The sequence below is a fragment of the Pimelobacter simplex genome (assembly GCF_024662235.1).
Classification (GTDB): Bacteria; Actinomycetota; Actinomycetes; order Propionibacteriales; family Nocardioidaceae; genus Nocardioides.
In genome coordinates this window covers 5,476,449-5,500,775 of the sequence record NZ_CP096276.1, presented here as the reverse complement: position 1 = coordinate 5,500,775, position 24,327 = coordinate 5,476,449, and the positions used below count along the sequence as shown (strand labels likewise).

17 protein-coding genes are annotated in these 24,327 nt (G+C 72.7%); 1 reads left to right on the top strand and 16 read right to left on the bottom strand.

What is annotated here, in order from left to right; translation table 11 throughout:
* Nucleotides 1-95: 95 nt before the first annotated feature.
* On the bottom strand, nucleotides 96-1,421 hold the full coding sequence (locus M0M48_RS27015; protein WP_257753503.1) for an MFS transporter: 1,326 nt from the start codon (nucleotides 1,419-1,421) through the stop codon (nucleotides 96-98).
* Between the two features lie 205 nt (nucleotides 1,422-1,626).
* Here M0M48_RS27015 and M0M48_RS27010 point away from each other — a divergent pair, with 205 nt between their 5' ends.
* A complete protein-coding gene (locus M0M48_RS27010) occupies nucleotides 1,627-3,297 on the top strand; it encodes a helix-turn-helix transcriptional regulator (protein WP_257753502.1) in 1,671 nt (556 codons plus the stop codon).
* Nucleotides 3,298-3,429: 132 nt separating this feature from the next.
* Here the strand turns inward: M0M48_RS27010 and M0M48_RS27005 are convergent, their stop codons facing one another.
* The 15 genes from M0M48_RS27005 to M0M48_RS26935 all read right to left on the bottom strand — a co-directional run bounded on the left by M0M48_RS27005 (nucleotide 3,430) and on the right by M0M48_RS26935 (nucleotide 24,296).
* A complete protein-coding gene (locus tag M0M48_RS27005) occupies nucleotides 3,430-7,887 on the bottom strand; it encodes a hypothetical protein (protein ID WP_257753501.1) in 4,458 nt (1,485 codons plus the stop codon).
* A gap of 185 nt (nucleotides 7,888-8,072) precedes the next feature.
* Nucleotides 8,073-9,137, bottom strand: a complete 1,065-nt coding sequence (locus M0M48_RS27000) for a PLP-dependent cysteine synthase family protein (protein WP_257753500.1) — start codon at nucleotides 9,135-9,137, stop codon at nucleotides 8,073-8,075.
* Nucleotides 9,130-9,870, bottom strand: coding sequence for a VOC family protein (locus M0M48_RS26995; protein ID WP_257753499.1), 741 nt, complete (start codon nucleotides 9,868-9,870; stop codon nucleotides 9,130-9,132). Before M0M48_RS26995 ends, M0M48_RS27000 begins: the two co-directional genes overlap by 8 nt.
* A complete protein-coding gene (locus tag M0M48_RS26990) occupies nucleotides 9,867-10,877 on the bottom strand; it encodes a zinc-binding dehydrogenase (protein WP_215813795.1) in 1,011 nt (336 codons plus the stop codon). The genes M0M48_RS26995 and M0M48_RS26990 overlap by 4 nt, the downstream gene beginning before the upstream one ends.
* 50 nt (nucleotides 10,878-10,927) lie before the next feature.
* Complete coding sequence (locus M0M48_RS26985; protein WP_215813796.1) at nucleotides 10,928-11,359, bottom strand: PaaI family thioesterase; 432 nt, start codon at nucleotides 11,357-11,359, stop codon at nucleotides 10,928-10,930.
* Nucleotides 11,356-12,891 (bottom strand): class I adenylate-forming enzyme family protein, encoded by a 1,536-nt coding sequence (locus M0M48_RS26980; protein ID WP_257753498.1) that lies wholly within the window; start codon nucleotides 12,889-12,891, stop codon nucleotides 11,356-11,358. Before M0M48_RS26980 ends, M0M48_RS26985 begins: the two co-directional genes overlap by 4 nt.
* A gap of 80 nt (nucleotides 12,892-12,971) precedes the next feature.
* Nucleotides 12,972-14,531 (bottom strand): ABC transporter substrate-binding protein, encoded by a 1,560-nt coding sequence (locus tag M0M48_RS26975; RefSeq protein WP_257753497.1) that lies wholly within the window; start codon nucleotides 14,529-14,531, stop codon nucleotides 12,972-12,974.
* Between the two features lie 23 nt (nucleotides 14,532-14,554).
* Nucleotides 14,555-16,420 carry a dipeptide ABC transporter ATP-binding protein gene (locus tag M0M48_RS26970; protein ID WP_215813799.1) on the bottom strand — a complete coding sequence of 622 codons (1,866 nt, stop codon included), beginning with the start codon at nucleotides 16,418-16,420 and terminating at the stop codon, nucleotides 14,555-14,557.
* A complete protein-coding gene (locus M0M48_RS26965) occupies nucleotides 16,413-17,288 on the bottom strand; it encodes an ABC transporter permease (RefSeq protein WP_257753496.1) in 876 nt (291 codons plus the stop codon). Before M0M48_RS26965 ends, M0M48_RS26970 begins: the two co-directional genes overlap by 8 nt.
* On the bottom strand, nucleotides 17,285-18,250 hold the full coding sequence (locus M0M48_RS26960) for an ABC transporter permease (protein WP_215813801.1): 966 nt from the start codon (nucleotides 18,248-18,250) through the stop codon (nucleotides 17,285-17,287). Before M0M48_RS26960 ends, M0M48_RS26965 begins: the two co-directional genes overlap by 4 nt.
* Before the next feature lie 174 nt (nucleotides 18,251-18,424).
* Nucleotides 18,425-19,738, bottom strand: coding sequence for a hypothetical protein (locus M0M48_RS26955; RefSeq protein ID WP_257753495.1), 1,314 nt, complete (start codon nucleotides 19,736-19,738; stop codon nucleotides 18,425-18,427).
* On the bottom strand, nucleotides 19,731-20,240 hold the full coding sequence (locus M0M48_RS26950) for a SigE family RNA polymerase sigma factor (protein WP_257753494.1): 510 nt from the start codon (nucleotides 20,238-20,240) through the stop codon (nucleotides 19,731-19,733). The genes M0M48_RS26955 and M0M48_RS26950 overlap by 8 nt, the downstream gene beginning before the upstream one ends.
* Before the next feature lie 66 nt (nucleotides 20,241-20,306).
* On the bottom strand, nucleotides 20,307-21,080 hold the full coding sequence (locus M0M48_RS26945; protein WP_257753493.1) for a GntR family transcriptional regulator: 774 nt from the start codon (nucleotides 21,078-21,080) through the stop codon (nucleotides 20,307-20,309).
* A 37-nt stretch (nucleotides 21,081-21,117) separates the two neighbouring features.
* The gene (locus tag M0M48_RS26940; protein ID WP_257753492.1) at nucleotides 21,118-22,368 is read right to left on the bottom strand and encodes an acyl-CoA thioester hydrolase/BAAT C-terminal domain-containing protein; all 1,251 of its coding nucleotides are present in this window, start codon (nucleotides 22,366-22,368) and stop codon (nucleotides 21,118-21,120) included.
* Nucleotides 22,365-24,296: a S9 family peptidase gene (locus tag M0M48_RS26935; RefSeq protein WP_257753491.1), complete on the bottom strand. Its 1,932-nt coding sequence runs from the start codon at nucleotides 24,294-24,296 to the stop codon at nucleotides 22,365-22,367. Before M0M48_RS26935 ends, M0M48_RS26940 begins: the two co-directional genes overlap by 4 nt.
* Nucleotides 24,297-24,327 lie beyond the last annotated feature (31 nt).

Below are 24,327 nucleotides of genomic sequence, written 5' to 3'. Positions count from 1 at the left end.
AGACCTTCCACCGGGGGGCATGAGAGTGCGGTGAGGCGGCCTCTCCCCTCGGACGGCCGTTCTCGTCGCAAGGTGAAGAATCGATCGGGAAGGTCTCAGGACACGGGCGAGGCGGGAACCTCATCCCGCATCTCACCCCCCTTTCGGGGGTCGCGGTGGTCCGGGACGGTGAGCCGGGCGAGGAGCACCAGCGCGACCAGCGAGAGCACGCTGCCGAACGCGAAGAAGGCGAAGTAGTTGCGCGACCGGTCCGCACCGAGCAGGTCCCCGGAGCCGAGCGCCAGGAAGAGCGGGCCGAGCGCCGGGACCACCGACTGCGGCAGGGTCCGGGCGATGTTGAAGTAGCCGAGGAACCGGCCGTTCGCGGTCGGCGGGAGCACGGTCAGCGCGACGGCGAGGTCGAGGGCGACGTACGTGCCGAGGCCGGTGCCGGCGCAGAGGAGGGCGATCACGAACGCAGGGGTGCTGGCCGACAGCGCGAGCAGCACGTTGGCGCCGAGCAGGAGCAGGATGCCGGCGGCCATCACCGGGCGGTAGCCGATCCGGCGGGCCAGGGCCCGGGAGCCGCCGACCGCCATCGCCATGCCGAGCGCGGCACCGATGGCCGTGACCAGGGCGACCGTGGCGGCCGCGTCGTGGGCTTCCTCGCCCGCACGGCGGATGAGGAAGAAGACGCCGTAGACCGTCAGGCAGCTGTAGGAGGCCTGGGCGAACAGGCGCTGCAGCCACAGCCACCAGTACGCCGAGCCCGCGCCCGCCAGCGGCGCGGCCACCGGCGCGGGCTCGGGCTCGGCGACGCGGGTCCGCGGCGTGAGGGTGCGCAGGTGCAGGCTCGCGACGATCGCCACCGGCACCGCGACGAACGCCAGGAGCACGAACGCCACGCGGGGCTCGCTGAGCGCGACGCCGAGGTGCCCGGTGAGCAGCGCGTAGCCGACCAGGCCGCCGAAGCTGATCGCTCCGGTCGCCGCAGCCGCGAACCAGCCGGACACGCGCGCCCGGTCTGCCGGGTGCACCACGTCGGAGAGGGTGCCGTAGAGCGCGGCGAAGGTCGCGCTGTAAGACATCTGCGCGCAGGCCCACACGAGGACCAGCGCGGGCAGGGTGGTCATGTAGGTCGCCGTCACGACCGCGGCGCAGCCGACGACGGTGCCACCCACGATCCACGGCGTGCGGTGGCCGCTGCGGCGCACGGTGCGGTCGCTGAGCCAGCCCCACACCGGGTTGAGCGACATCGCGGTCAGGGCGCCGGCCGTCTCGACCCAGCTGAGCCGGGTCTCCAGCGCGAGCCCGGACTCGACCCCGCGCACGAGCAGGCTCAGGCCCACCACGAGCGGGATGACGAGCGCGCCGAGGGCGCAGAACTCGGTGACGCAGAGGGCCGCGACGGTCGTCCGGCTCAGGCGTTGCTCGGTGTCCACGGCTCTCCTGACCAGGCGGGGGGCGACGGTCGCAGCCGCACGCTAGCGCCCGTCGGGGCGCCGCGCACGCGCATGTCCAGGGCCTCATCCCGGTCCAGACCATCGTCCAGAGTCCGAAAGTCACCGCGGGCGAGGGCGGTCCCGGACTACCCTGGACAGGCCCTTGTTCCGGTGGTGGGGAACCGCGGACATAAGGAGTGCACCCGTGCTCGAGGTCGACCTCGAACCCGCGATCCCGACGGAGACCCAACCGGTCGCCGCGCGGGAGCCTGCCGAGATCGCCGAGCTCGAGCAGCAGGCCGACCACCGCTTCCGGACCGGCACCGACGACTGCGGCCTCACCGCGGCCCACGCGCTCGGCGACCCGGACCGGATGGGCCGGATCATCGACCGGTGGGGCGTCGACCTGGCGCACAGCGCCCACGGCGCGCTGATGTTCGAGATCGCGGCCGAGCTGCCGCTCGACCTCGCGACGTCGCTGCCCGGCCTGGGCTTCCGGTTCGAGGACATCGGCCGGTTGCCGATCGGCACCACCCCGATCGGCCTGCCGCGCACCGCACGGGAGGCCGAGGCGGAGTTCGCCCGCCACGGCGACCTGCGGCTGCGCCAGGCCCTGCTGCCGCTGGTCACCCGGCGCCGCCTGGGCCGGTTCGACGAGGCGATGGCGATCGTGCGGGCCGCGGTGCCGCTGGCCGAGGCCAGCGTCTACCCCTGGTACGGCGAGCGCGGCCGGATCCTCCCCTACTGGCACCTCCAGGCGGGCATCACCGCCCAGGTCGCGGGCGACCTCGACGCCGCCCGCCGCTGGTTCCTCAGCGCCTGGACCCACCACACGCGGGACCCCTACGGCTTCGTCGCCCGGGCCATCGCCGGCAAGCTCGCCCTCGTGGACGCCGTCCGCGGCGACCACGTCGCGAGCGCGACCTGGCTGGAGCGGGCCGGGGAGCAGACCCGCCGTCCGGACCTGTGGATCGACCGCTTCGTCGAGTCGAACCTGACCGCGACCGCGGCCATCCGGGCCAGCGACGCCCTGGACCCGCAGGCCGAGAGCCGGCTCGGCGCGATGCCCCACCCGACCCAGCGCGGCGAGCAGTGGGCAGTGTTCCTGTGGATCCACGTCAGCCACGCGCTGGCCCGCGGGGACGCCGGCCGGGCGAGCCGGTACCTCGACGACGCCCTGGAGGCCCAGCGGGACGAGGTGTCCGGGAGCGGCCTGGCCGCCGGTCTCGTCCGCCTGCTGCGCGCCGACGTCCACCTCGCGCTGGGCCAGGCGAACCAGGCGCTCGCCGAGCTCGACGGGGCGCCCGACATCGCCGGTGCGGCGCGCGTCGTCCGGGCCCGGACCCTGCTGCTCAGCGGCGACCCGACGCCCGCGCTGCACGAGGCCGAGCTCGTCGTCCAGGACGACACCGCGAGTCCGCGGGCCGTCACCGAGGCGCTCCTCGTGGTGGCCGCCGCCCGGCACGCCGCGGGCGACCGGCCCGGTGCCGTGGCGGCCCTGCGCCGGGCCGTCGGGCGGGTGCAGGAGCAGGACCTCGCCCGCGCGCTCGCGACCGTGCCCCGTACGGCGCTCGACGACCTCGCCTCCGACGTCCCCGCGCTGGCGGCACTGCTGGCGGTCCTCGACGAGCGCGGGGTCGTCGACGTCTATCCCGCGGCGGTCTCCCTGATCACGGTGACCAAGCGCGAGCGCGACCTGCTGAGCGACCTGAGCTCGGGGATCTCCCTCACCGAGATCGCCAAGGCCAACTACGTCTCGATCAACACCACGCGCACCCACCTGGCCAACCTGCGCCGCAAGCTCGACGCCCGCTCCCGCGACGAGGTCGTCGTCCGGGCGCGCCAGCTCGGGCTGCTGCGGGGCGAGCTCATGTAACTACGTGTTAGGTACCGGTTTTGGCATCTACCCGGGCGCTGTTGCGCACGTAACACGTAGTTACATGAGCGCGAACGACGACAGGCCCCCGCCGGGCGAACCCGGCGGAGGCCTCGTCGTCGTGCCGCGCGGCTACTTCACCTTGACCTTGGCGGTGGTCCGCACCACCGGCGCGTAGCCCTTGAGCGTGTAGGTCACCCGGGCCTGCACCTTCTTGCCGCGGTAGAGCACGCTGCCGAGCTTGAGCGCCTTGCCGGTGGCCTTCGGGATCGCCTTGCCGCCCACCAGCCACTGGATCGTGACGGTCGCGCCAGCCGGCGCCGTCGTCCGGGGGACGACGACCTTGAGCTTCTTGCCGACCTTGGCGGTGCCGGTCAGGGTCGGGCGACCGGTGACCGTCAGGGTGCCGAGGGCGACCGGCTTGGTAGCCGCGCTCCACTCCCAGCCGATGGCGCCGGGGACGCTCGCGCCGACCAGGACCTGGATCACCTTGCCGGCCAGGGCCGGGGTCAGGGTGAGCCGGTTGCCGGTGACGTCCTGGAGCCGGACGCCGTTGGCGAACCACTGGTACCCGTGGTTGGTCGGGGTCGGCGACCAGGTGCCCGGGTTCACGGTGAGCGTCTTGCCGACCTGGACCTTGCCGGTGATGGTCGGCTTGACCGTGTTGACCGGCGGCTGGGCCGCGGGCACCGCCACCGAGAGCGGGTCCGAGCTCGCCGAGGCGTCGGTGTAGCCGGCCTTGGTCGCGGTCACCTCGACGCGCAGGGTCTTGCCCGCCGCGCCGCTCGGGATGACGAGCTGGCGGTCGGTGCTGATCGGGGCGCTCGCGCCGGACAGGAACCACTTGTAGGTGTAGCTGTCGGGCGTCTGCGACCAGGTGCCGTCGTTCGGCTGGACCGTGCCGCCCACCGCCACCGTGCCGGTGACGGTCGGCTTCGCGGTGTTGGCGAGCTGGCCCTTGGCGACCGCGGCGGTCGGCTCGGAGACGGCGGCGCTGTCGGCGTACCCGGCGGCGGAGGCGGTGACCTCGACCGTCAGCGTCTCGCCCGCGGCGGCGGCCGGGACGACGAGGTCCTTGCCGGTGCCGATCGGGTCGGTGGCGCCGGAGCGGAACCAGCGGTAGGTGTGACCCTCGGCGGCCGGCGTCCAGGTGCCGGGCTCCGCGGTGACGGTCTTGCCCACCTGGACGGTGCCGGTGATCGTCGGCTCGGCCGAGCTGGCGAGCTCGCCCAGGGCGACGTCGTCGGTGGCGGCCGAGGAGGCCACGCCGTCGGCGTACCCGGCGGCGGTCGCGGTGACCTCGACCCGCACCTTCTTGCCCGCGGCGCCGGCCGGGACGACGAGGTCCTTGCCGGTGCCGATCGGGTCGGTGCTGCCGTCCTGGAACCAGCGGTAGGTGTGCCCCTCGGCAGCCGGCGTCCAGGTGCCGGGCTCCGCCGTGACGGTCTTGCCCACCTGGGCGGTGCCGGTGATCGTCGGCGCCGCGGTGTTGGCCAGGTCGCCCTTGGCGACGGCCGCCGACGGGTCGGACGACGCCACGCCGGCGGTGTAGCCGAGCTTGCGCGCCGTGACCTCGACGGTCAGCTTCTTGCCGAAGGCGCCGGCCGGGACCACGAGGGTCTTGGTCGTGCCGATCGGGTCGGTCGAGCCCTCCTGGAACCAGCGGTAGGTGTACGAGCCGGGGGTCGAGGACCAGGTGCCCTCGACCGCGGCGACCGTGCCACCGACCTTGACCGCGCCGGTGATGGTCGGCTTGGCCGTGCTGGTCAGCGTGCCGAACCCGACGGCCGCCGACGGGTCCGAGACCGCCGTGCTGTTGCCGTAGCCGGCCTTGGCCGCGGTGACCTCGACGGTGAGCGTCTTGCCGACCGCGCCGACCGGGATCACGAGGTCCTTGCCGGTGCCGATCGCGTCGGTGCTGCCGGCCTGGAACCAGCGGTAGGTGAAGCCGTCCGGAGCCGGGGCCCAGGTGCCGTCACCTGCCGTGACCGTGCTGCCGACCTTGAGGTCGCCGCTGATCGTGGGCTTCGCGCTGTTGACCAGGCCGCCGGGGGCGACCGCCGCCGTCGGGTCCGAGGTGGCGACACCGTCGGTGTGGCCGGCCCGCTTCGCAGTGACCTCGACGCTGAGGGTCTTGCCGACCGCGCCGACCGGGACCACGAGCTCCTTGCCGGTGCCGATCGGGGTTGCCGTACCGGACTGGAACCACTTGTAGGTGTAGCTGTCGGGCGTCGCGGACCAGGTGCCCTCGAGGGCCTGGACCGTGCTGCCGACCGTCACCGCACCTGAGACCGTCGGCTTGGCCGAGCTGGTCAGCGTGCCGAGCGCGACCGCGGCGGACGGCGCGGAGGTCGCGACGCCGTCGGCGTGCGCGGCCTTCTTGGCCGTCACCTCGACGGTCAGCGTCTTGCCCAGGGCGCCCGCGGGGACGACCAGGGCCTGCTCGGTGCCGATCGGGGCGACCGTGCCGGACTGGAACCACTTGTAGGTGTAGCTGTCGGGCGTGACCGCCCAGGTGCCGTTGCCGGCGGTGATCGTCTCGCCGACCTGCGGGTCGGCGTCCGGGATCGTCGGCACCGCGGTGTTGACGACCTGCAGCCCGAGCGTGGCGTTGATGTTCGGCACGTCGGCGCCGGTGACGGCGATCGTGTCGGCACCGGCCAGGGTGCGGCTGTCGTCGAAGAACTCCTCGGTGAAGCGGGCGTCGGCGTCGGAGAAGCCCACGCGGACGTTGCCGCCGGCCACCAGGACGGCGTACCGGCCGTCGGCGCCGGACGTGACGCTGGTGAGCGGCTTCCAGGCTCCGGCCTGCTGGGTGTAGACGGTGACCTTGGCGCCGGCGACCGCGGCGTCGGCGGCACCGGTCAGCTTGCCGGAGACCAGCGCGCCCGCGGCCAGCTCGGCGTCGATGCCCGAGGTGGTGGCCCCGGGAGCGGTGATCGTGACACCGGCGCCGGTCTCGGCGGACGCCGCGTCGTCGTAGAACTCGCCGAGGTAGCGGCAGCCCGCGCCCGAGCAGGTCTCCGCGAACTCGATCTTGTGGGTGCCCGGCGCGGCCGGCAGCGTGTACTCGCCGTCGACGTCGGTCGTCGCGCGGCCGACCACGACCCACTCGGTGCGGGTCTGGCCGCCGGCCTGGTAGGTCTTCTGGTCGAGTGCGGTGACGGCGATGCCGCGCAGCGGCGCGCCGCCGTCCGCCGCGGTCACGGTGCCCGTGATGTGGCCGTTGGCGGCCAGGGCCGCGTTGCGCTCGGGGTAGGTGCCCGAGCCGGCGACCACGACGTTGTCGGCGTCCTCGACGTCGGCGGCGTCGTTCCAGTACTCGGCCTGGTAGACGTCGGCACAGGCCGTCGGGTCGCACGGGTCGTCGAACGAGACCCGGTAGGTGCCCGGCGTGACGGCCAGCTGGTAGGCGCCGGCGCCGTCCGCGGTCGCCCACGCCACGGCGTCCCACACGGTGCGGGTCTGGCCGCCGACCTGCTTGGTCACCTGACGCAGCGCCGCGACCTGGGCGCCGGCGATCGGCGCGCCGCCGTCCTCGGCGGTCACCTTGCCGGTGATCCGGGCGTTGCGCGCGAGCAGCGGGCTGATGCCGGTGACGGTGGCGCCGTTGGCGACGACCACGTCGGTCGCGGTCTCGACGGTGGCCTTGTCGTTCCAGAACTCCGCCTGGTACGTCGCGCCGCCGTCGAAGGAGAACCGGTAGGTGCCGTTGGCGAGGTAGAGCTCGTAGCCGCCGGCCGCGTCCGCGGTCGCCGTGTGCGTCGGCTGCCAGGCCGAGCCGACGAGCTCGAAGGCCTTGACCTGCGCGCCCGGAACGGCGGCGTTGGTGCCCTGGACCCGGACCGAGCCGGTGACCTTGCCGTTGCCGACCATCTTGACGTTGATGCCGGTGCGCCCGGCGCTGGTGAGCGCCAGGTTGGTGGCCGCCGCGACCGTCGCCGCGTTGGGGTAGAACACCTCGCGCATCCGGTTGTCCGCGACCGAGAAGCCGACCCGGTAGGTGCCCGGCTTGGCCCACACCGTGTAGGTGCCGTCGGAGCGCGTCGTCGTCTTGGCCTCGGTGAGGCACTTCCACGAGGTCGTGCCGCCCGTGGTCACCTGGCCGTAGAGGCACACGTCGACATTGGGGACCGCCGCGTTGAGCAGACCCTGGCCGACCCGGCCCTTGACCGACGCGTTGCGCGCCATCGCCAGGTCGATGTCGCTCGCCGGCGGGACGACGTCCGCGGCGTTCGCGCGCGTCGTACCTCCGAAGAAGGTCTCGGCGAACTGGTTGTCACCGCTGCTCGCCCCGATGTGGAACGTCCCCGCCGGCAGCGCGAGCGTGTACGCCCCACCCGCCCCGCTGGTCGTCTCCTCGCACCGGGCCCACGCCCCGCTCTCCTGGCAGTACGCCACCACGGTCATGCCGACCAGCGGCGCCCCCGTGTCCGCGGCCGTCACCGTGCCCCGCACGGTGCCCGCCGCGGCGTGCGCCGCAGGCGCGGTGGCGGTGGACAGCGCCACCAGCCCGGCCAGGGTCAGGGCGGTGGCCAGCACCGCGGTGAGCAGGCGGACCACCGGTCCGCGGGCGTACGTCAGCATCATGCGAGTCCCCATCGTCATCTGCGCCGTCCGAGGTGGAGCAGACGACTGCTCGCGGAGGCTAACCCTGCAACGAGCGTCGCTGTCCGAGGTTCCGCGCAATTGACAGAGGGGTCGACAAGATCAGTTGGCTCGGGGCGGCGAGCCGGCTCCGCCCCCGAGGGCGCGAGCCTGCTCGTCCCGTGCGGCTAGGGCGTGTCGAAGCCCGCCAGGAACTCCTGGTACGGCGCGAGGTCGAGCTCCTGCTCGCGCAGCCACGCGTCGTTGTAGTAGGTGTGCGCATAGCGCTCGCCGCCGTCGCAGAGCAGCGTGACGATGCTGCCGGTCTGACCGGCGGCGCGCATCCGCTCCACCACCTGCAGGCTCGCCCACACGTTGGTGCCGGTGGAGCCGCCGACGGTGCGGCCCAGGACGCCGGAGATCCAGCGGGCCGCGGCGATGGAGGCGGCGTCCGGGACCCGGAGCATGTCGTCGACGACGCCGCCCACGAACGACGGCTCGACCCGCATCCGGCCGATGCCCTCGATGCGGGAGGGCACCGAGGTGGTCGCGTCCGAGGTGTCCCGGGTCCAGCCGTCGAGGAACGCCGAGTTCTCCGGGTCGGCCACGAGGACCTGGGTGTCGAAGCCGCGGTAGCGGACGAAGCGGCCGATGGTGGCCGACGTGCCGCCGGTGCCGGCGCCGACCACGATCCAGGACGGGCACGGGTGCCGCTCGGCGCGCATCTGCTCGAAGATCGACTCGGCGATGTTGTTGTTGCCGCGCCAGTCGGTCGCCCGCTCGGCATAGGTGAACTGGTCGAGGTAGTGACCGCCGGTCTCGGCCTCGAGACGGCGCGCCTCGTCGTACACGGTGGACGCGCGGTCGACGAGGTGGCAGCGGCCGCCGTAGAACTCGATCAGCGCGATCTTCTCGGGGCTCGTCGAGCGCGGCATCACCGCGACGAACGGCAGCCCGATCAGCCGGGCGAAGTAGGCCTCGCTCACGGCCGTCGAGCCGCTGGACGCCTCGATGATGGTGCTGTCGCGGTGGATCCAGCCGTTGCACAACGCGTAGAGGAACAGCGAGCGCGCCAGTCGGTGCTTCAGGCTGCCGGTCGGGTGGACCGACTCGTCCTTGAGGTAGAGGTCGATCCCCTCCACCGGCAGCGGTACGACGTGCAGGTGCGTGTCCGCGCTCCGGGTCGCGTCGGCGTCGAGCCGCCGGACCGCCTCGGCGATCCAGGCCCGCTGCTCGCTGCTCTCCCTAGCCATGAGGCATCGAGCCTACGGGGTCGGCCTGCCACCGGACGTTGCACACGAGGCCGTCGAGGAGCACGTGCGGCTCGGGCGGGCCGATCGCCCAGTCGACGGCGACGACGCCGGCGCTCCCCTCGCGCAGCCGGACGGTGAGGTCGCCGTCGGTCACTGCCGCGGTCCCGGGCACGCTCTCGTCGGGTGCGAGCCCGCAGCGGACGAGCACCTCCCGCAGCCAGGCCGGGTCGGGCACCTCCAGGTCCATCGAGCTGATCACCGGACCGCCGACCGGACCGAGCGGCATCCCCGACTTCCAGCGGATCAGGAAGGGGACGAACGGGTGCAGGGTGTGCCCGGCGATCTCGCAGGTCTCCCAGACGTAGGTCTCGCCGTCCGGGGCGACCCGGCTACTCTCGACCGGCTCACCGGTCTCGAGGCCGAGCTCGAGGAGCCGCTCGCGGCAGACCTCCAGCTCGGGCACGCTGATCGCCCACGTCAGCGGGCCCGGACGCGCGCGGACGGCGCGCGCCGTGGCGTGCTCGGAGTCCTCGACGACGACGTCGATCAGCTCCAGGTACGCGTCCCGCGGGCCGCGCACCAGCGCGTTCGCCGTACCGGTGGGGTGGGCGCCGCCCGGGACGGCGGGAAGGCCCGCCCGGCTCCAGCGTCCGATGGCGTCGTCGAGTCCGCGCACGGAGACGACGACGTGGTCGACCTTGCTCTGCCTGCCTGCGGCATCTGTGCGCCTCACCGGTCCGGAGCCACGACGATCTTGCCGAGGACCTGGCGCTGCTCGAGCAGGTCGAACGCCGTCCGGACCTCCGAGAGCGGCAGCACCCGGTCGACGGGCGGACGCAGCTTGCCGACCCGGACCAGCTCGATCAGGGCCTCCAGGTCCGAACGGAGCCAGCCGTCGGAGCCACGGATGTCGAGCTCGTAGGACCAGACGTAGCGCAGGTCCGTCTCGACCGCGAAGCCCGCGGTCGCGCCGCAGTTGAGCAGCCGGCCGCCCTTGCGCAGCGAGCGCAGCGAGGGACCCCAGGTGTCGCCACCGGTGAAGTTGACGACCACGTCGAGACCACCGGTCCCCGAGACCCGCGGCTTGCCGTGGCGCTCGTGGACGACCTTCATGAAGTCGGCGTCCTTGTAGTTGATGCCCTCGTCGGCACCGAGCGCCGCGAGCTGCTCGAGCTTGGCGTCGGTCGACGCCGCCGCGATGACGTGCGCCCCGGCCAGGCTGGCGAGCTGCACGCAGCCCGTGCCGACGCCGCCGGACGCACCGAGGACCAGCACCTTGTCGCCGGGCCCGACCTCGCCGCGCGTCACCATCATCCGGTACGCCGTGCCGAAGGCCACCGGCAGCGCGGCGGCATCGGCGAACGAGACGTCGTCCGGCAGCCGGATCAGCGTCCGGGAGTGGACGGCGACGAGCTCGGCCAGTCCGCCGTCCATCATCTCGCCGACGAGCTTGTTCTCGACCGCGTCCCAGGGGTCGATGAGCACCCGGTCGCCGACCTTCCAGTCCGCGACCCCGGCCCCGACCTCGGCGATCTCGCCGGCGATGTCGATGCCCATGATCAGCGGGAAGGGGATGGTGATCCCGGGCATCCCGTGCAGGGTGAACAGGTCGTGGTAGTTCAGCGCACAGGCCCGGACCCGGACGACGACCTGGCCGTCCCCGGCGACCGGGTCCGCCCAGTCGTCGTGGACCGTGATCAGGTCCGAACCGCCGTGCTCGCTGATGACTGCAGCCCTCACGCTGCTTCCTTTCCGTGGATGGTGCAGATGCTGGGGTGGTGCGCGGGGGGCTAGCCGGTGGCGGTGCTCAACGTGGCCCGCCCGATCGCGGTCAGCCGGCCCTGCTCGTCGGTGACGTCGACGTCGGCGACGCCGACGCTGCGGCCCGCCCGTCGTACGGTCGCCGTGGCGATGAGCCGCGACCCGCTGGAGGGCCGCAGGTAGTCGACCCGCAGGTTCACCGTCGGCGGTACGACGCCGGTCGCCACGATCGTCGCGAACACGGCCGCGGTGTCGATCAGCGAGGCGACGGGGCCGCCGTGGAACTGCGGCTCGCCACCGATGCGCTCCAGCTCGGGGCGCAGCGGCATCTCCAGCACCAGCGTGCCCGCCTCGGGGTCGGCGGCCGTGCACCGCAGCCCCAGGAACTCGTTGTAGGGCGAGGTCCGGAGCAGTGCGTCCAGCCCGGCCGGGCTGCGGTCCAACGTCTCGGTGCTCGTCATGCCAACCATCCTTCGTTGCTCGTCTCCAGCTGCTCCGCGATCTCGTGGAGCCGCCGCTTGTCGATCTTGTTGGTCCCGGCCAGGGGCAGCTCGTCGACGATCGCGACGCGCCGCGGGTACAGGTACGCCGGCGCCTGCTCGATCACGAACGCCTTCACCGCGTCGGCGGTCAGGTGCGAGCCCGCGCTCGTCACGAGGAAGGCGACCGGGATCCGCCCGCGCTCGTCGTCCGGGAGGGACACGACGGCCGCATGGGCGATGGACGGGTGCCGCTCGAGGATCGTCTCGAGCTCACCCGGGTAGATGTTCTCGCCGCCGCACACGAACATGTCGTCGGCGCGGCCCACGAAGTAGTAGAAGCCCTGCTCGTCGCGGCGCATCACGTCGCCGCTGTAGTACCAGCCGCCCGCGAACGCGCGCTCCGTCAGCTGCGGCAGACCGCGGTAGCCGCCGGTCACGGCGGGGTTGCGCATCGTCAGCACGCCGTGGTCGTCGTCCGGGCCGTCGACGAGGCGCACCTCGGAGCCGGGGAGCGGGTGACCGAGCGCGAGCGGCGGCCGCGGGATCCCGTCGGGGTGCGCGCCGAAGATCGCCGGTCCGGTCTCGGTCGTGCCGTAGGAGACCACGACCGCGGCGTCCGGGATCGCGTCGGCGATCCGGCCCACCTGCTCCTCGGTGATCGGCGCCGAGCCGAGCGACAGCGCCCGCACGGACCGCAGCGGGGACGGGTCGTCGCCGACCACGCGCAGTACCCGGATCCACATCGTCGGGACGGCGGCGACCGCGGTCACGCCGTACCGCTCGATGGCGTCGACATAGGCCGCGGCGTCGAACCGTGGGCAGATCACGGTCGTGAAGCCCAGCGCGAGGCCCCGGCCCAGGGTGACGAGGCCGTTCATGTGGAACAGCGGCTGGGCGATGATCTGGGTCTCGATGCGGCGGGGCTGCTCGGCGGAGATGGTGCGGAGCGCCCACAGCTGACCCTCGTGGGTCAGCGGCACGCCCTTGGGCAGTCCGCTCGACCCGGAGGTGTAGAGGATCTCGGCGAGGCCGTCCGCGGGCAGGCCGATCCCGGCGAGGGCGGCGAGCGCCGCGTCGTGGGGGACGGCGGCCAGGTCGGCGAGGAGCGGTGCCTGCGGGTCGTCGAAGTCGATGCTCGGCGTCCGCCCGGCCAGTGCCTCGCGCCCGGCGGCGTCGACGAACGTCAGCACCAGGCCGGCGTCCTCGACGACGTGGTCGAGCACGTCGCTGCCGGCGCGCACGTTGATCGGGACGGCCACCAGGCCGGCCTTCATGATGGCGAGGTACGCCACGACGTACTCGAACCGGTTGGCCGACATGATCCCCACCCGGTCACCGCCGGCCCAGGGGCCGCCGGCGAGCCGCGAGGCGAGCGCCGTGACCATCCTGCTGAGCTCGGGGTAGGTGTAGCCCACCGGTGCGTCCGGGACCCGCAGGTCCACGAACGCGAGCCGGTCCGTTGATCCTGCGTGCACCTCGGCGAGATCGCCGAGGTTGGCAACCGTCTCCATCAACCCTCCTCCTGTGCTGGGTGACGCCGGTGTGCCGGTCCCCGCTCGGGGACCGGCACACCGACGCCTTGCTGCGATGCCTACTTGATGTAGAGCGGGTACGGCGAGCCCATCGCGTACTGCGAGAAGCCCTCGAACGACAGCTTCGGGTCGTGCGCGAACACGGCCTGCTGCGTGTAGATCGGGATGTACGCCGCCTCCGACGCGTTCGCCTTGAGCGCACCCACGACCGCGGCGAGCTGCTCCTTGCTCTGCGCCGTCGTCGTGCTGGCGGCCCGGACGAACCCGTCGAGCCCGGGCGCGTCGAGGTTGGCGTAGTTCGAGCCGCCCACCGGGATGCCGTCGGCACGCATGAGCGTGTTCGGGTAGAAGTTCGGGTCCGGCGAGAGACTGGAGTACGTCGACACCGTCATCTCCGTCGTGTGGTTGCTCGAGTTGGTCAGCCACTCGGCACCGGGCAGGCCCTTGATCTCGATCTCGAGACCGATCTTGGCAGCCTCCTCCTTGAGGATCTCGGTCGACCGCACGAACGACGGGTAGGTCGAGATGACCTCGGCCACGACCTTTTCGCCCTTCTTGTACGACGACTGCTCCAGCTCGCTCTTGGCGGCGTCGAGGTCGTAGTCGTAGGTCTCGATCTGGTCGTAGGCCGCGGAGACCTCGTCCTTCGGCAGCTCGGTCCACACCCGCTCGGAGACCATCTGCGTCGCCGGGTCACCGAAGCCCTTGAGGGCCGACTTGATGATCGCCTCGCGGTCGACCAGGTGGGCGATGGCGCGACGCACGTGCACGTCGGCCAGGGGGCCCTTGTCGGTCAGCAGCGTGATGTAGCCGAGCGTCTCGGTCGGCGCCTTGGTGAGCTTGACGTTCGAGCCCGAGAACGCCGTACCGTCGCCGCCGACGACACCGTCGACGTCGCCCGCACGGACGGCGGCCGCACCGGGGACGGCCGCGGCGAAGACGAGCTTGACCGTCTTCCACGACTCCTTGAAGTCGGTGCCGGCCTCGCCGGCACCCCACCACGCGTCGTTCTTGACGAACGTCATGCCGGCGCTGGAGTTGAAGTCCTTGGGCTGCCACGGGCCGGTGCCCATGGTCAGGACGCCCGGTCCACCGAGGTCCTTGTCATGGGCCTCGCCGAACTTCTTCTCGACGATCTGGCCGGCGTACGCCGGGGTGTACTGCCAGGACGAGTCGGCCTGCTTGAGCTTGACGGTGACCTCCATCGGCCCCGTCGCGGTGACCGAGGCGACCGACGCGTACTTGCTCGCGGTCTGGGCGGTCTCGTCGCGGTAGCGGTCGAGCGAGTAGACGACGTCCTCGGGGGTGACCTCGGCGCCGTTCCAGAACTTCACGCCCTCACGCAGGGTGTAGACGTAGGTCAGCGGGTCGGGGTTGTCGACCTTGGTCGCGAGCGCCGGCTGCACCTTGCCGGTGCTGTCGAGCTTGATCAGGCCCTCGAGCGCGAGCCCGTTGACCCAGAGCGCCGGCTGGTCGTACTGACGCGCGGGGTCCATGCTGCGGATGCCACTGGTGGCGATCGTCAGGGTGCCGTCGGAGTGGTCTCCGCCGGTGCTGTCGTCCGAGGACGAGCCACATGCACCTGCGATCAGGACGATCCCCAGGGCAGCGATACCCATGCGGAGCGTGCGGACGGATCTTTTCATGCCTTACCCATCTGTGAGCGCTTCCCCAGCCAGTCGGATGACGTTCTGGGCACTGCTTCGAGCAGCTGCTTCGTGTATCCCGAGGTCGGAGAGTCCAAGATCTCCGCGGACCCCGTCTCCACGACCCGGCCCTTTTCGAGCACGTAGACGGTGTCCGCAACCTGGCGCACCACGGCCAGGTCGTGCGTGATGAAGAGCAGGGCGATGCCTGTCTCCCGGCGGATGTCGTTGAGCAGGTTGAGCACCTGCGCCTGGACCGACACGTCCAGGGCGGAGACCGGCTCGTCGCAGATCAGCAGCTCGGGGTTGAGCGCCAGCGCGCGGCCGATCGCGACCCGCTGGCGCTCACCGCCGGAGAGCGCGGAGGGACGCCGGGCGGCGTACTGGGGCCGGAGCCCGACGCGCTCGAGCACCTCGGGCACCGACAGCACGTTCTCGTCGCCGAACAGCGCGGCCTGGCGGCCGGCCTCCGCGAGGGTCTGACCGATGGTCATCCGCGGGTTGAGCGAGGAGTAGGGGTCCTGGAAGACGTACTGCACCTTCGAGCGCCAGGCCCGGACGTCGGAGCGCGGCAGCCGGCTGCCCTGGGTGATGTCGATCCCGAACACCTCGGCCGCGCCGGTGGTCACGGTCTCGAGCCCGACCAGGCAGCGGCCCAGGGTGGTCTTGCCCGAGCCGGACTCGCCGACGAGGGCGACGGCCTGCCCCTTGCGGACCGTGAGCGAGACGTCCCGGAGGGCCGACACCGCGGTGTTGCCGTGGCCGTACTGCTTGGAGATGCCCTGGAGCGAGACGATGACGGGCGCGGACAGGTCCTGCGCGACGACCTCCTCCGCGCCGTGCTCGACCGTCGTGAACCGGGTGTCGAGCTCGGCACCGATCTCGCCGACCCGCAGGCAGGCCGACGCGCGGTCGTCGCCGATCGGCGCCAGCTGGACGCGCTCCTGCGAGCAGTCGGGGGTCGCCCACTCACAGCGCTCGGCGAAGCGGCAGCCGACCTGGCGCTCGCGCACGCTCGGCAGCTCGCCCTTGATCACGGGGAGCCGGGCGAGCCGGCGGTCCAGCGGGGGCTCCGAGGCCAGGAGGCCCAGTGTGTAGGGGTGTCGCGGCGAGCGGGAGAGCTCGTCGGAGGGACCGGCCTCCATCATGGCGCCGGCGTACATCACATAGACGCGGTCGCAGGCCGCGAACGCGACCCGCAGGTCGTGGGTGATCATGATCATCGACATCCGGCGCTGCCGCTGGATCGAGATGAGCAGCTCGAGGATCTCCTGCTGCGTCACGGCGTCCAGTGCGGTGGTCGGCTCGTCGGCGATGATCATCGCCGGGTCGGTCGCCAGCGTCGCGGCGATGCCGACCCGCTGGCGCATGCCACCGGAGAGCTGGAACGGGTAGCGGCGCGCGACGGACGGGTCGGTGATGCCGACCTCCTCGAGCCGGCGCTGCACCTCGGCCTGGCGCTCCGGCTTCGACATCGCCTGGTACTCGGGCTTCTCGCGCAGCACCTCCTCGAGGTGCCGACCCACCCGCATGAGCGGGTTCAGCATCGTGAACGGGTCCTGGAGGATCATGCTGGCCTCACGGCCGCGCACCACCTTGCGCATGTCGCGCTCGGACGCGGTGAGCACGTTGATCCCGCTCAGCTGCGCGGTTCCGGTCGCGGTGAACCCCGACGGCAGCAGCTGCAGGAGGGAGCGGACCGACAGCGACTTGCCGCTGCCGGACTCGCCGACGATGCCGATCGTCTCGCCACGGTCGACGTGGAGGTCGACCCCGTCGACGAGGATCCGGTCCTCGTCGCCGGTGCGCAGGCTGATCGTCAGGCCGGCGACGTCGAGGAGGCGGGAGGCGGGCTCAGTCATTGCGGCCTTCCTTCGTGGAGAGGCGGTCGTAGACGTAGTCGCCCAGGACGTTCACGCTGACGGCGGCGAAGATGATCGCGAGGGCCGGGCCGATCGCGGTGAGCGGGTTGTCGAGCAGGACGGCCTGGCTCTCGGCCAGCATGGTTCCCCAGTCGGCACTGCCCGGCGTCGAGCCGAGGCCGAGGAACGACAGCGCCGACAGGTTGATGAGGGCGAAGGCGAAGCTCAGGAACGCCTGCGAGATGGCCAGCGGCAGCACGTTGGGCAGCAGGTGGCGGAACATGATGCGCGTGCGGGACATGCCGAGCGTGCGGGCCGCTTCGACGTACGGGCGCGACTTCTGCTCGATCGCGGCCGCCCGCACCAGGCGGGTGTCGTAGGGCGCGGAGAGGATCATGATCACCGCGACCGCGACCCAGTAGCCGCCGCCCAGGACACCGATCGCGACGATCGCGACGAGCACGCCGGGCAGGGCGTACATGAGGTCGACCCAGCGCATGATGATCCCGCCGGGCAGGCCGCCGACGTAGCCGGCGATCAGGCCCAGGACGCAGCCGATGACGAACGCGCCGATCGCGATGATGAGCGGTCCGTAGAGCGCGGTGCGCGCGCCGAGCACGACCCGCTCGAAGATGTCGCGACCCAGGTCGTCGGTGCCCAGCCAGTGCGCACCGGACATCCCCTGGAGACCGTCGGTCAGGGACTGCACGTTGGCGTTCGGCACCAGCATCGAGCCGAACAGGCCGGCGACGACGATGCACGACAGGTAGGCGATGCACAGCAGGACGCTGATCGACGGGAGCCGGCGGCGGGTACGCCGTACGGTCGGGGCCGGCGCGTCGGAACCGGCGGTCAGCTCGATGCTCATCGGCTCTCTCCGCTCACGGCGATGCGCGGGTCGACCGCGAGGTAGGCGAGGTCGGTGACCAGGTTGATGAGGAAGACGGTCGCCGCGATCACCAGCGTCACTCCTTGCACGATCGGGAGGTCCTTCTGCTGGACCGCGCTGACGAGCAGGCTGCCCAGGCCCGGCAGCGCGAAGGTGGCCTCGACCACGACGGCGCCGACCATCACGAAGCTCAGGACCACGCCCGCGGCGGTGATCACCGGGACCAGCGAGTTGCGCAGGACGTAGTTGAACAGCAGCCGCGACGGCTTCACCCCGCGCGCCCGGGCCGCGATGATGTAGTCCTGACCGGCCACCTCGATGACGGCGGTCCTCGTGTAGCGCACCACCAGCGCGATCGTCGCCGTGCTCAACGCGACCGCCGGCAGGATCAGGTGCCGCAGCCGGTCGCTCCCGGGGTCACCCGCACCGATCGCCGGCAGCCAGTTGAGCTGACCGGCGAACACGATGATCAGCAGGATGCCGACGGCGAACGACGGCGCGCTCACCGAGATCATCGACAGCTGCGAGACCAGCCGGTCGGCGAACCGCCCGCGCCGCAGGCCGGCCACCATCCCGAGCGGGATGCCCAGCGCCATGGTGATCAGGAAGGTCAGCGCACCCAGCTGCACGGTGACCCCGGCCCGCTCCACGATCGCGGACGAGACGCCCTGGCCGGTGAGGACCGACTGCCCCAGGTCGAGGTGCACGGCGTCCGTGAGCCAGTTCCAGTACTGCAGGAGGAACGGGTCGTCGAGGTTGTAGCGCGCCCGGATGGCCTCCATCGTCTCCGGCGTCGCCGGGAGGTTGCCCAGCAGCAGACGCACCGGGTCGCCGGGCGCGAGCGCCAGCAGCGAGTAGATCCCGAAGGAGTAGACGACCAGCAGGATGGCCGCTCCAGCGAGACGTCCGAGGACGTATCGGAGTGTGGAGCGCAAGGTCATGGATCGATCGCTCTCTTCGTGGACGGGAGGGTGCTTCGCGCCGCGGCGGCGTCGTGTGAACGTACTAGCATGTTGATAAACATGTCAACGGATCCGACAACGAAAACCCCCATGAAATGGGGGCGAACGGAGAGTCCGGTCAGCCTGCGAGGCTGACCGGTGCACCGGCAGGCGTCACCGGGGGCGTCGGGGCACCCAGACCAGGCCGTCGTTGACCGGCTCCGACGAGTCCTGCGCAGGCAGACCGCCCCACAGGATCAGCCGCTCGCCGGCCCACGCGACGACCTGGTACGCCGCGTGGCCGGGGCAGCGCGGGACCTCCAGCGCGTCGGGCGGGAGCGCGGAGACCAGCCGGTCACCCGCGGTGATCCACGCAGGCCCGGCGGCAGCGGCTCCGAGGAGGCAGCCGGCGTCCGGCGCGTCGGGCAGCCCGGGGTGGCCGTGGTCGGCGGGCACGAACTCGCGCCACGTACCGGTCGCGGGGTCGTAGGCCTGGTTGCGTGCCGGAGGGTCGGAGTTCTCGGCAGCGACGAGCAGGTCCCCCTGCGGGATCAACCACTGCCCCTGGGTCAGGTCGGGCGTCGCGGGGTCCACGACCCGCCACCGGTCGCCCTCGAGCACGGCGAGCCGGGACGGCTTCCCGTCGTAGGCGCCGACGTGGTTCTCGGCCGCCATCGAGAGCAGCCACAGCCGCCCGTCGAACCACGCCATGCTCCGGTCGTAGGACTCCCCGAACGGGTCGGCCGGCAGCGGCGCCCAGGTCCCGGTCGCGCCGTCGAAGCGGTAGTCGGGCGACGCGGTGCCGCGCTTGTCGTAGGAGAAGCGGACGGCATCGTCGGCGCCGTCCTTGACGTCCTTGCTGGGGATGACGACCAGCCCGCCGTCGATCACGTGCCCGGGGACGTCCTGGACCTGCTCCCACGTCCCCGTCGCCGGGTCGAGGAGCAGGGTCACCCCCGAGGCCGCGCCGACGAGCAGGGCGCGGTCCCCGAGCCAGGCCCCGAACCCGGGCCCGAGCGGCTGCGGCGCCGGCGGCAGCAGCCGCCAGGTGTCTGCGGCCGGGTCGTAGGCGGCGGCCTGCGCGGACGGCGTACCGGACCGGTAGCAGTCGGCGATCGGCGGGCACACGGGCCCTTCCTCCCCACCCGCGACGACCAGCTCGGTGCCGGTCCACACCCCCACGGCGTTCGCACTGCCCGCCAGCGGCGAGGCCGCGATCGGCGCCCAGTCCCCGGTCGGCGCCACGTCCCGGCCGGAGGGTCCGGCCGGCCGGGTCTGGTCGTCGCGCCCGTCCGGCCCGACCACCCCCAGCACCGTCCCGGCCGCCACGATCACCAGCACCGCCGCCACCGCCCCCAGCACGGTCATCCGCACCGAGCGCCGGTGCCGGGCCGCTGCCACCGCCGCCCGCATCCGCTCCCGGTCGGCGTCGTCCACCCCGCGCGGCGCGGCCGCGGCCCGCAACGCCTCGTGCAGCCGGTCATCCATGGCGATCCTCCTCGGAGAGCCCGGCCGCGGGGACGTGGGCGCGGAGCCGTTCCATGCCGCGCGAGAGGTGGCTCTTCGCCGTACCGGTCGAGCAGCTCATGACCTCGGCGATCGAGGCGAGGTCCAGGTCGTCGAGGTGCCGCAGCAGCACGGCCGTGCGCTGGCGCGGGGTCAGCTCGGCCAGGGCCGCGAGCACCCACTCGTCGAGCCCGCCCACCGCCGCCTCGGCCGCCTCCACACCCACCATCTCCGGGACGGCGTCGGTCAGCACCTCACGCCGGCGCCGCCGGCGACTGTCGATGTGGAGCCGCACCAGCGTGGTCCGGGCGTACGCCGCGGGGTTCCCGTCGCGGCGGATGCGCGACCAGTGCCGCGACATCCGGACCAGCGCGTCCTGGACGAGGTCCCACGCGTCGTGGTCGGAGCCCGTCAGCGCCCGGGCGTAGCCGAGCAGCCGGGGCAGCTCCCCGTCCACGAACGCGTCGAACTCGTGCTGCTGCATCGCTCCCTCTCCACGCCCTGTCAGCACTGATACGACCGGGACGCCGAGAAGGTTGAGACGGAGCGGCTAGGAGCTCTTGTCCCGGGCCGTCGCCGCGAGCCAGCGCGGGTCGTCGGTGACGTCCCACGGCGGGTCGATCGGCCCACCGGCCGGCTCGTCCGGGAAGAGCGCGTCGAAGAGGTGGCGCAGGTTGTCCCGCAGATGCCGTACGACGGACGCCCGGGCCCGGTCCGCGTCCTTGGCCGCGATCGCGTCGTAGGTCTCCTGGTGCTCGGGGTCGTTGAAGAACACGTAGGACTGGCTCAGGTAGCCGGGCACCAGCGCCCAGAACCGCTGCATCTCGTCCTGGAGCGTGCCGATCATCGCGGTCAGGCGGCGGTTGCCGGACATGCCCGCGACCATCTGGTGGAACTGCCGGTGCAGTCCACTCATCGTCTCGACGACCTCGGGGTCGTTGGGCGAGCGTCCTTCGAGGCGCTTGACCTCGGCCATGGCGTTGGCGTGGGCGGACTCGAAGGCGGCGGCGTCGGCCGGGGTGAAGGCGGCCGCGGCCAGCTCGGCGGCGAGGCACTCGAGGCGGACCCGGATCTGGAACAGGTCGCGGATCTCGTCGAGGTTGATCGGGGTGACGGTGTAGCCGATGCGGGGCTGTGCGACGAGGTAGCCCTCGGCGACCAGCCGCTTGAGCGCCTCGTGGGCGGGGGTGCGGCTGACCTCCATCTCCTGGGCGATCTGGTGGGCCGCCAGGACGTCGCCCGGGCGGACCTGTCCGGTCAGGATCCGGGCCTTGATGTCGGCGTAGACCATGGCGGCCAGACCACCGTGCGCGGCGTCCCTCATCGTGCCTTCTCCCACTTCCGACGTACGAGCGCGCCCATCATGACAGCGACGTCTTCAGGAAGTCGATCAATGCGCTCCACGCGTCGGCACGCGCCCGTGCGGTCCCGGGGCGGGTCCCGCCATAGGCGTAGGCGACGTCGTTGACCGGGTGGACCGACCTCGTGACGACCGGTGTGAAGGGCAGACCGAGGTTGTGACCGGCGTCCGGGAACACCAGCCGGCGGGTCACCGCCGCGGTGCCCGCGGCGAGCCGGCGGCGCAGCAGGACGTCGCTCAGCTCGGCCGAGTCCCACATCAGGTCGGCACCTCCGCAGAGCAGCAGCACCGGGCCGGCGAACCGCTCGATGGGGATCGTCGCCCGGTCCAGGTCGTCCGGTGCGGCCGCCGCGACCGCGGCTCGGAAGCCCGGCGCGGCGGCGATGCCGGTCGGTGTCGTCGTGGACCCGCCGGAGACCAGGCCGTCGTCGGGGACGGGCGGTACGGGGTGGCCGGCGAGCGTCCACGCGGCGCCGTCGCGGCCGTCGGAGGTGAACGATCCCCAGACGTAGCCGGAGGGGACGACGGCGGCCGCGGCCCGGATGCCGGGGACGTGCGCGGCGACGAGCAGGCTGAGCTCGGCTCCGCGCGACTGACCCTTGACCGCGATCGCGTCCGCGCGCACCTCGTCGCGGGCCGCGAGCCAGGCGACGGCGTCGGCGACGTACTCGAGGGGGAGCTCGTAGAGGTCGTCGGGCCGGCTGGGGTAGTTGAAGCAGGCGAGGGCGAGGCACACGAAGCCACGGCTGGCGAGCAGCGCGGCCTCCTCCTCGTTGATGCCGCCGCCGGACCCGGACAGGCTGATCACCGCGGGCCGCGGACCGGGCTCGGCCGGGAGGAACAGCCGCCCGGCCAGGGGTGACGGGAGATCCTCGACGCGCACCCCGGGACCGCGGAGCTCGCGGGCGTAGTGCGCGACGGCGGAGCGGTCGCCCTGCTCCACGCGGAGGGTCCAGCCGAGCTCGTGCTCGGCCGGCGCCGGTCCGGCCGCGGAGCCCGGTCGCGCCTCCAGCGCCCACAGCAGGGTGGTGGGATCGGCGTCCGCGAACCCGTCGAGAGCGGTGGTCGCGAGGTCGACCACACCGTGTTCGTCGGCCGTGGCGGTGAACCGGCCCGACCAGTCAGCCCCCTGGTACGACGGCAGGTCGACCACGAGGGCGACGGACTCCCCCGGCACCGCACCGGTGATCCGTACGTCGAACGCCGTGTCGGCGAGCGAGCGCGCCGCCGGGCCGTCGATCGCCAGGCTCATCCGGCGTCGCTCCGGCCGTTGCCACCAGGCTTCAGGGTCTCGTCGAACCACGCGATGATCGCGTCGAGGCGGGCCTGCCGGTGCCGCGGCAGCCCGCTGTCGTGGAACATGTGGCTGGCGCCCGGGAACGACAGCAGCTCGGTGCGCTTCCCCGCGCGGTGCAGCGCCGAGAAGAACCGGCGGCCCTGGGCCGGCGGGCAGCGCAGGTCCTGCTCGGCGACCACCACCAGGACCGGGATCGCGACGTCCTCGGCGTAGGTCAGCGGCGACTTCAGCCGCTGCACCTCCGGGTCGGTCCCGATGTAGAGGTGCGTGTAGTCCACGTCGTCGTCGATGTCGGCGTCGTTCCACTCCACGGTGGCGCGGTCGACGATCGCCGAGGCGAAGCGGTCGGAGCGCGCGGCGAGCCAGGCGGCCATGAAGCCGCCGTACGACGCCCCGATCACGCCGACCCGGTCGGGGTCGCCGGCGAACTCCTCGACGGCGAGGTCGACGAGCGCGGTCAGGTCCTGGACGTCGACGTCGCCGAAGGCGTGGCGTACCGCCCGGCCGTGCTCGGCGCCGTAGCCGGAGGAGCCGCGCGGGTTGCCCATCACCACGACGTAGCCCGCGTCGACGCAGGCCTGAGCCTGGTCGAGCAGGCGCCAGCCGAAGGCGCGGAACGGTCCGCCGTGCACGGCGAGGACGACCGGGAACGGACCGTCGCCCTCGGGACGCAGCACCCACCCGTGCACCGGGTAGCCGTCGGCGGCCGTGCCGCTCACCTCGTGCATCCGCGCGAGCGGGCCGGCGGCGACGAGCGGTGCGCCGAACGACGTGAGGCGGCGCGAGCCGTCGGGCGTGACGGCGTGGAGCTCGCCGGCCTCGGTGTCGCTCGCGACGGCGGCCACGACCAGCCCGTCGCGGACGTCGTACCCGAGGACGTGGGTGGGCCCGGCGACCACGTCGGCGACGGCGCCGTCCGGCGCCACCTGCACCAGGTCGACGGCCCCGCGCCTCCCGACCAGCGCCAGCACGCCCGTGCCGGTCACGGTGAGCGGCTGCGGGACCAGGTCCGTCGTGTCCGCGTCGGTCAGGCGGGTCGCCGGCGCCGGCTCGGCCCCGCCCAGCGCGGTGACCCAGAGCGAGGTCGGGTTGAAGTACGTCTCGTTGAGCTCCCCGCCGGTCTCGGTGCCGAGGAAGTAGACGTGGTCGCCGTCCGCGCTGAAGGCGGGATGGCTCGCGCGCAGGTCGGTCCGCGTCACCACGGTCGTCCGGCGCTCGCCCAGGTCCCGCACGAAGACGTCGCGCGCCGGCACCGTGTCCCGGTCGGCGTGCCGAGCCGCGACGAACGCCAGCCGCGTGCCGTCCGGGCTCCACGCGGGGCCGTCGTGGTCGGCGGCCTCGGTGGTGTGCTGGGTGACCGCGCCGTCGGCGACGGCGACGGTGAAGACCTGCTTCGGACGGTCGAGCACGTAGCCGATGCCGTCCTCGCGGTAGCGCAGTCCGGTGATCCGGCGCGGCGGCTCGGAGGATGCCGTCCGCGCGATCGGCGCGACGTAGCGGCCCGGCTCGGGCACGCGCGCGACGTACGCGATCGCCGTCGAGTCCGGCGACCACTGCGGCGAGGAGACGCCGAGGGGATGGCTGGTGAGCACGCGGGGCGTGCCGCCGTCGTGCGGGAGGAGGTGGAGCTGGGGTCCCGAGCCCGGCACCGAGCGCGTGAACGCGAGCCAGCGGCCGTCGGGCGACCAGCGCGGCTCGCGATCGAGCTCGCCGGAGGTGATCCGGGAGGGCTCCGCGCCGTCGACAGGCACCCGCCACAGGTCCGCGAGGTAGCGGTCCGTCGCCAGGTCGGCCCGCTCGACCGAGACCACCGCGCAGTGCCCGTCCGGGGACAGGGTCGGCGAGCCGAGCACCTGGATCAACCCGAGGTCGGCTGCCTTCATCGTGCGACTCCCTTGCTTGCCATGTTGATAA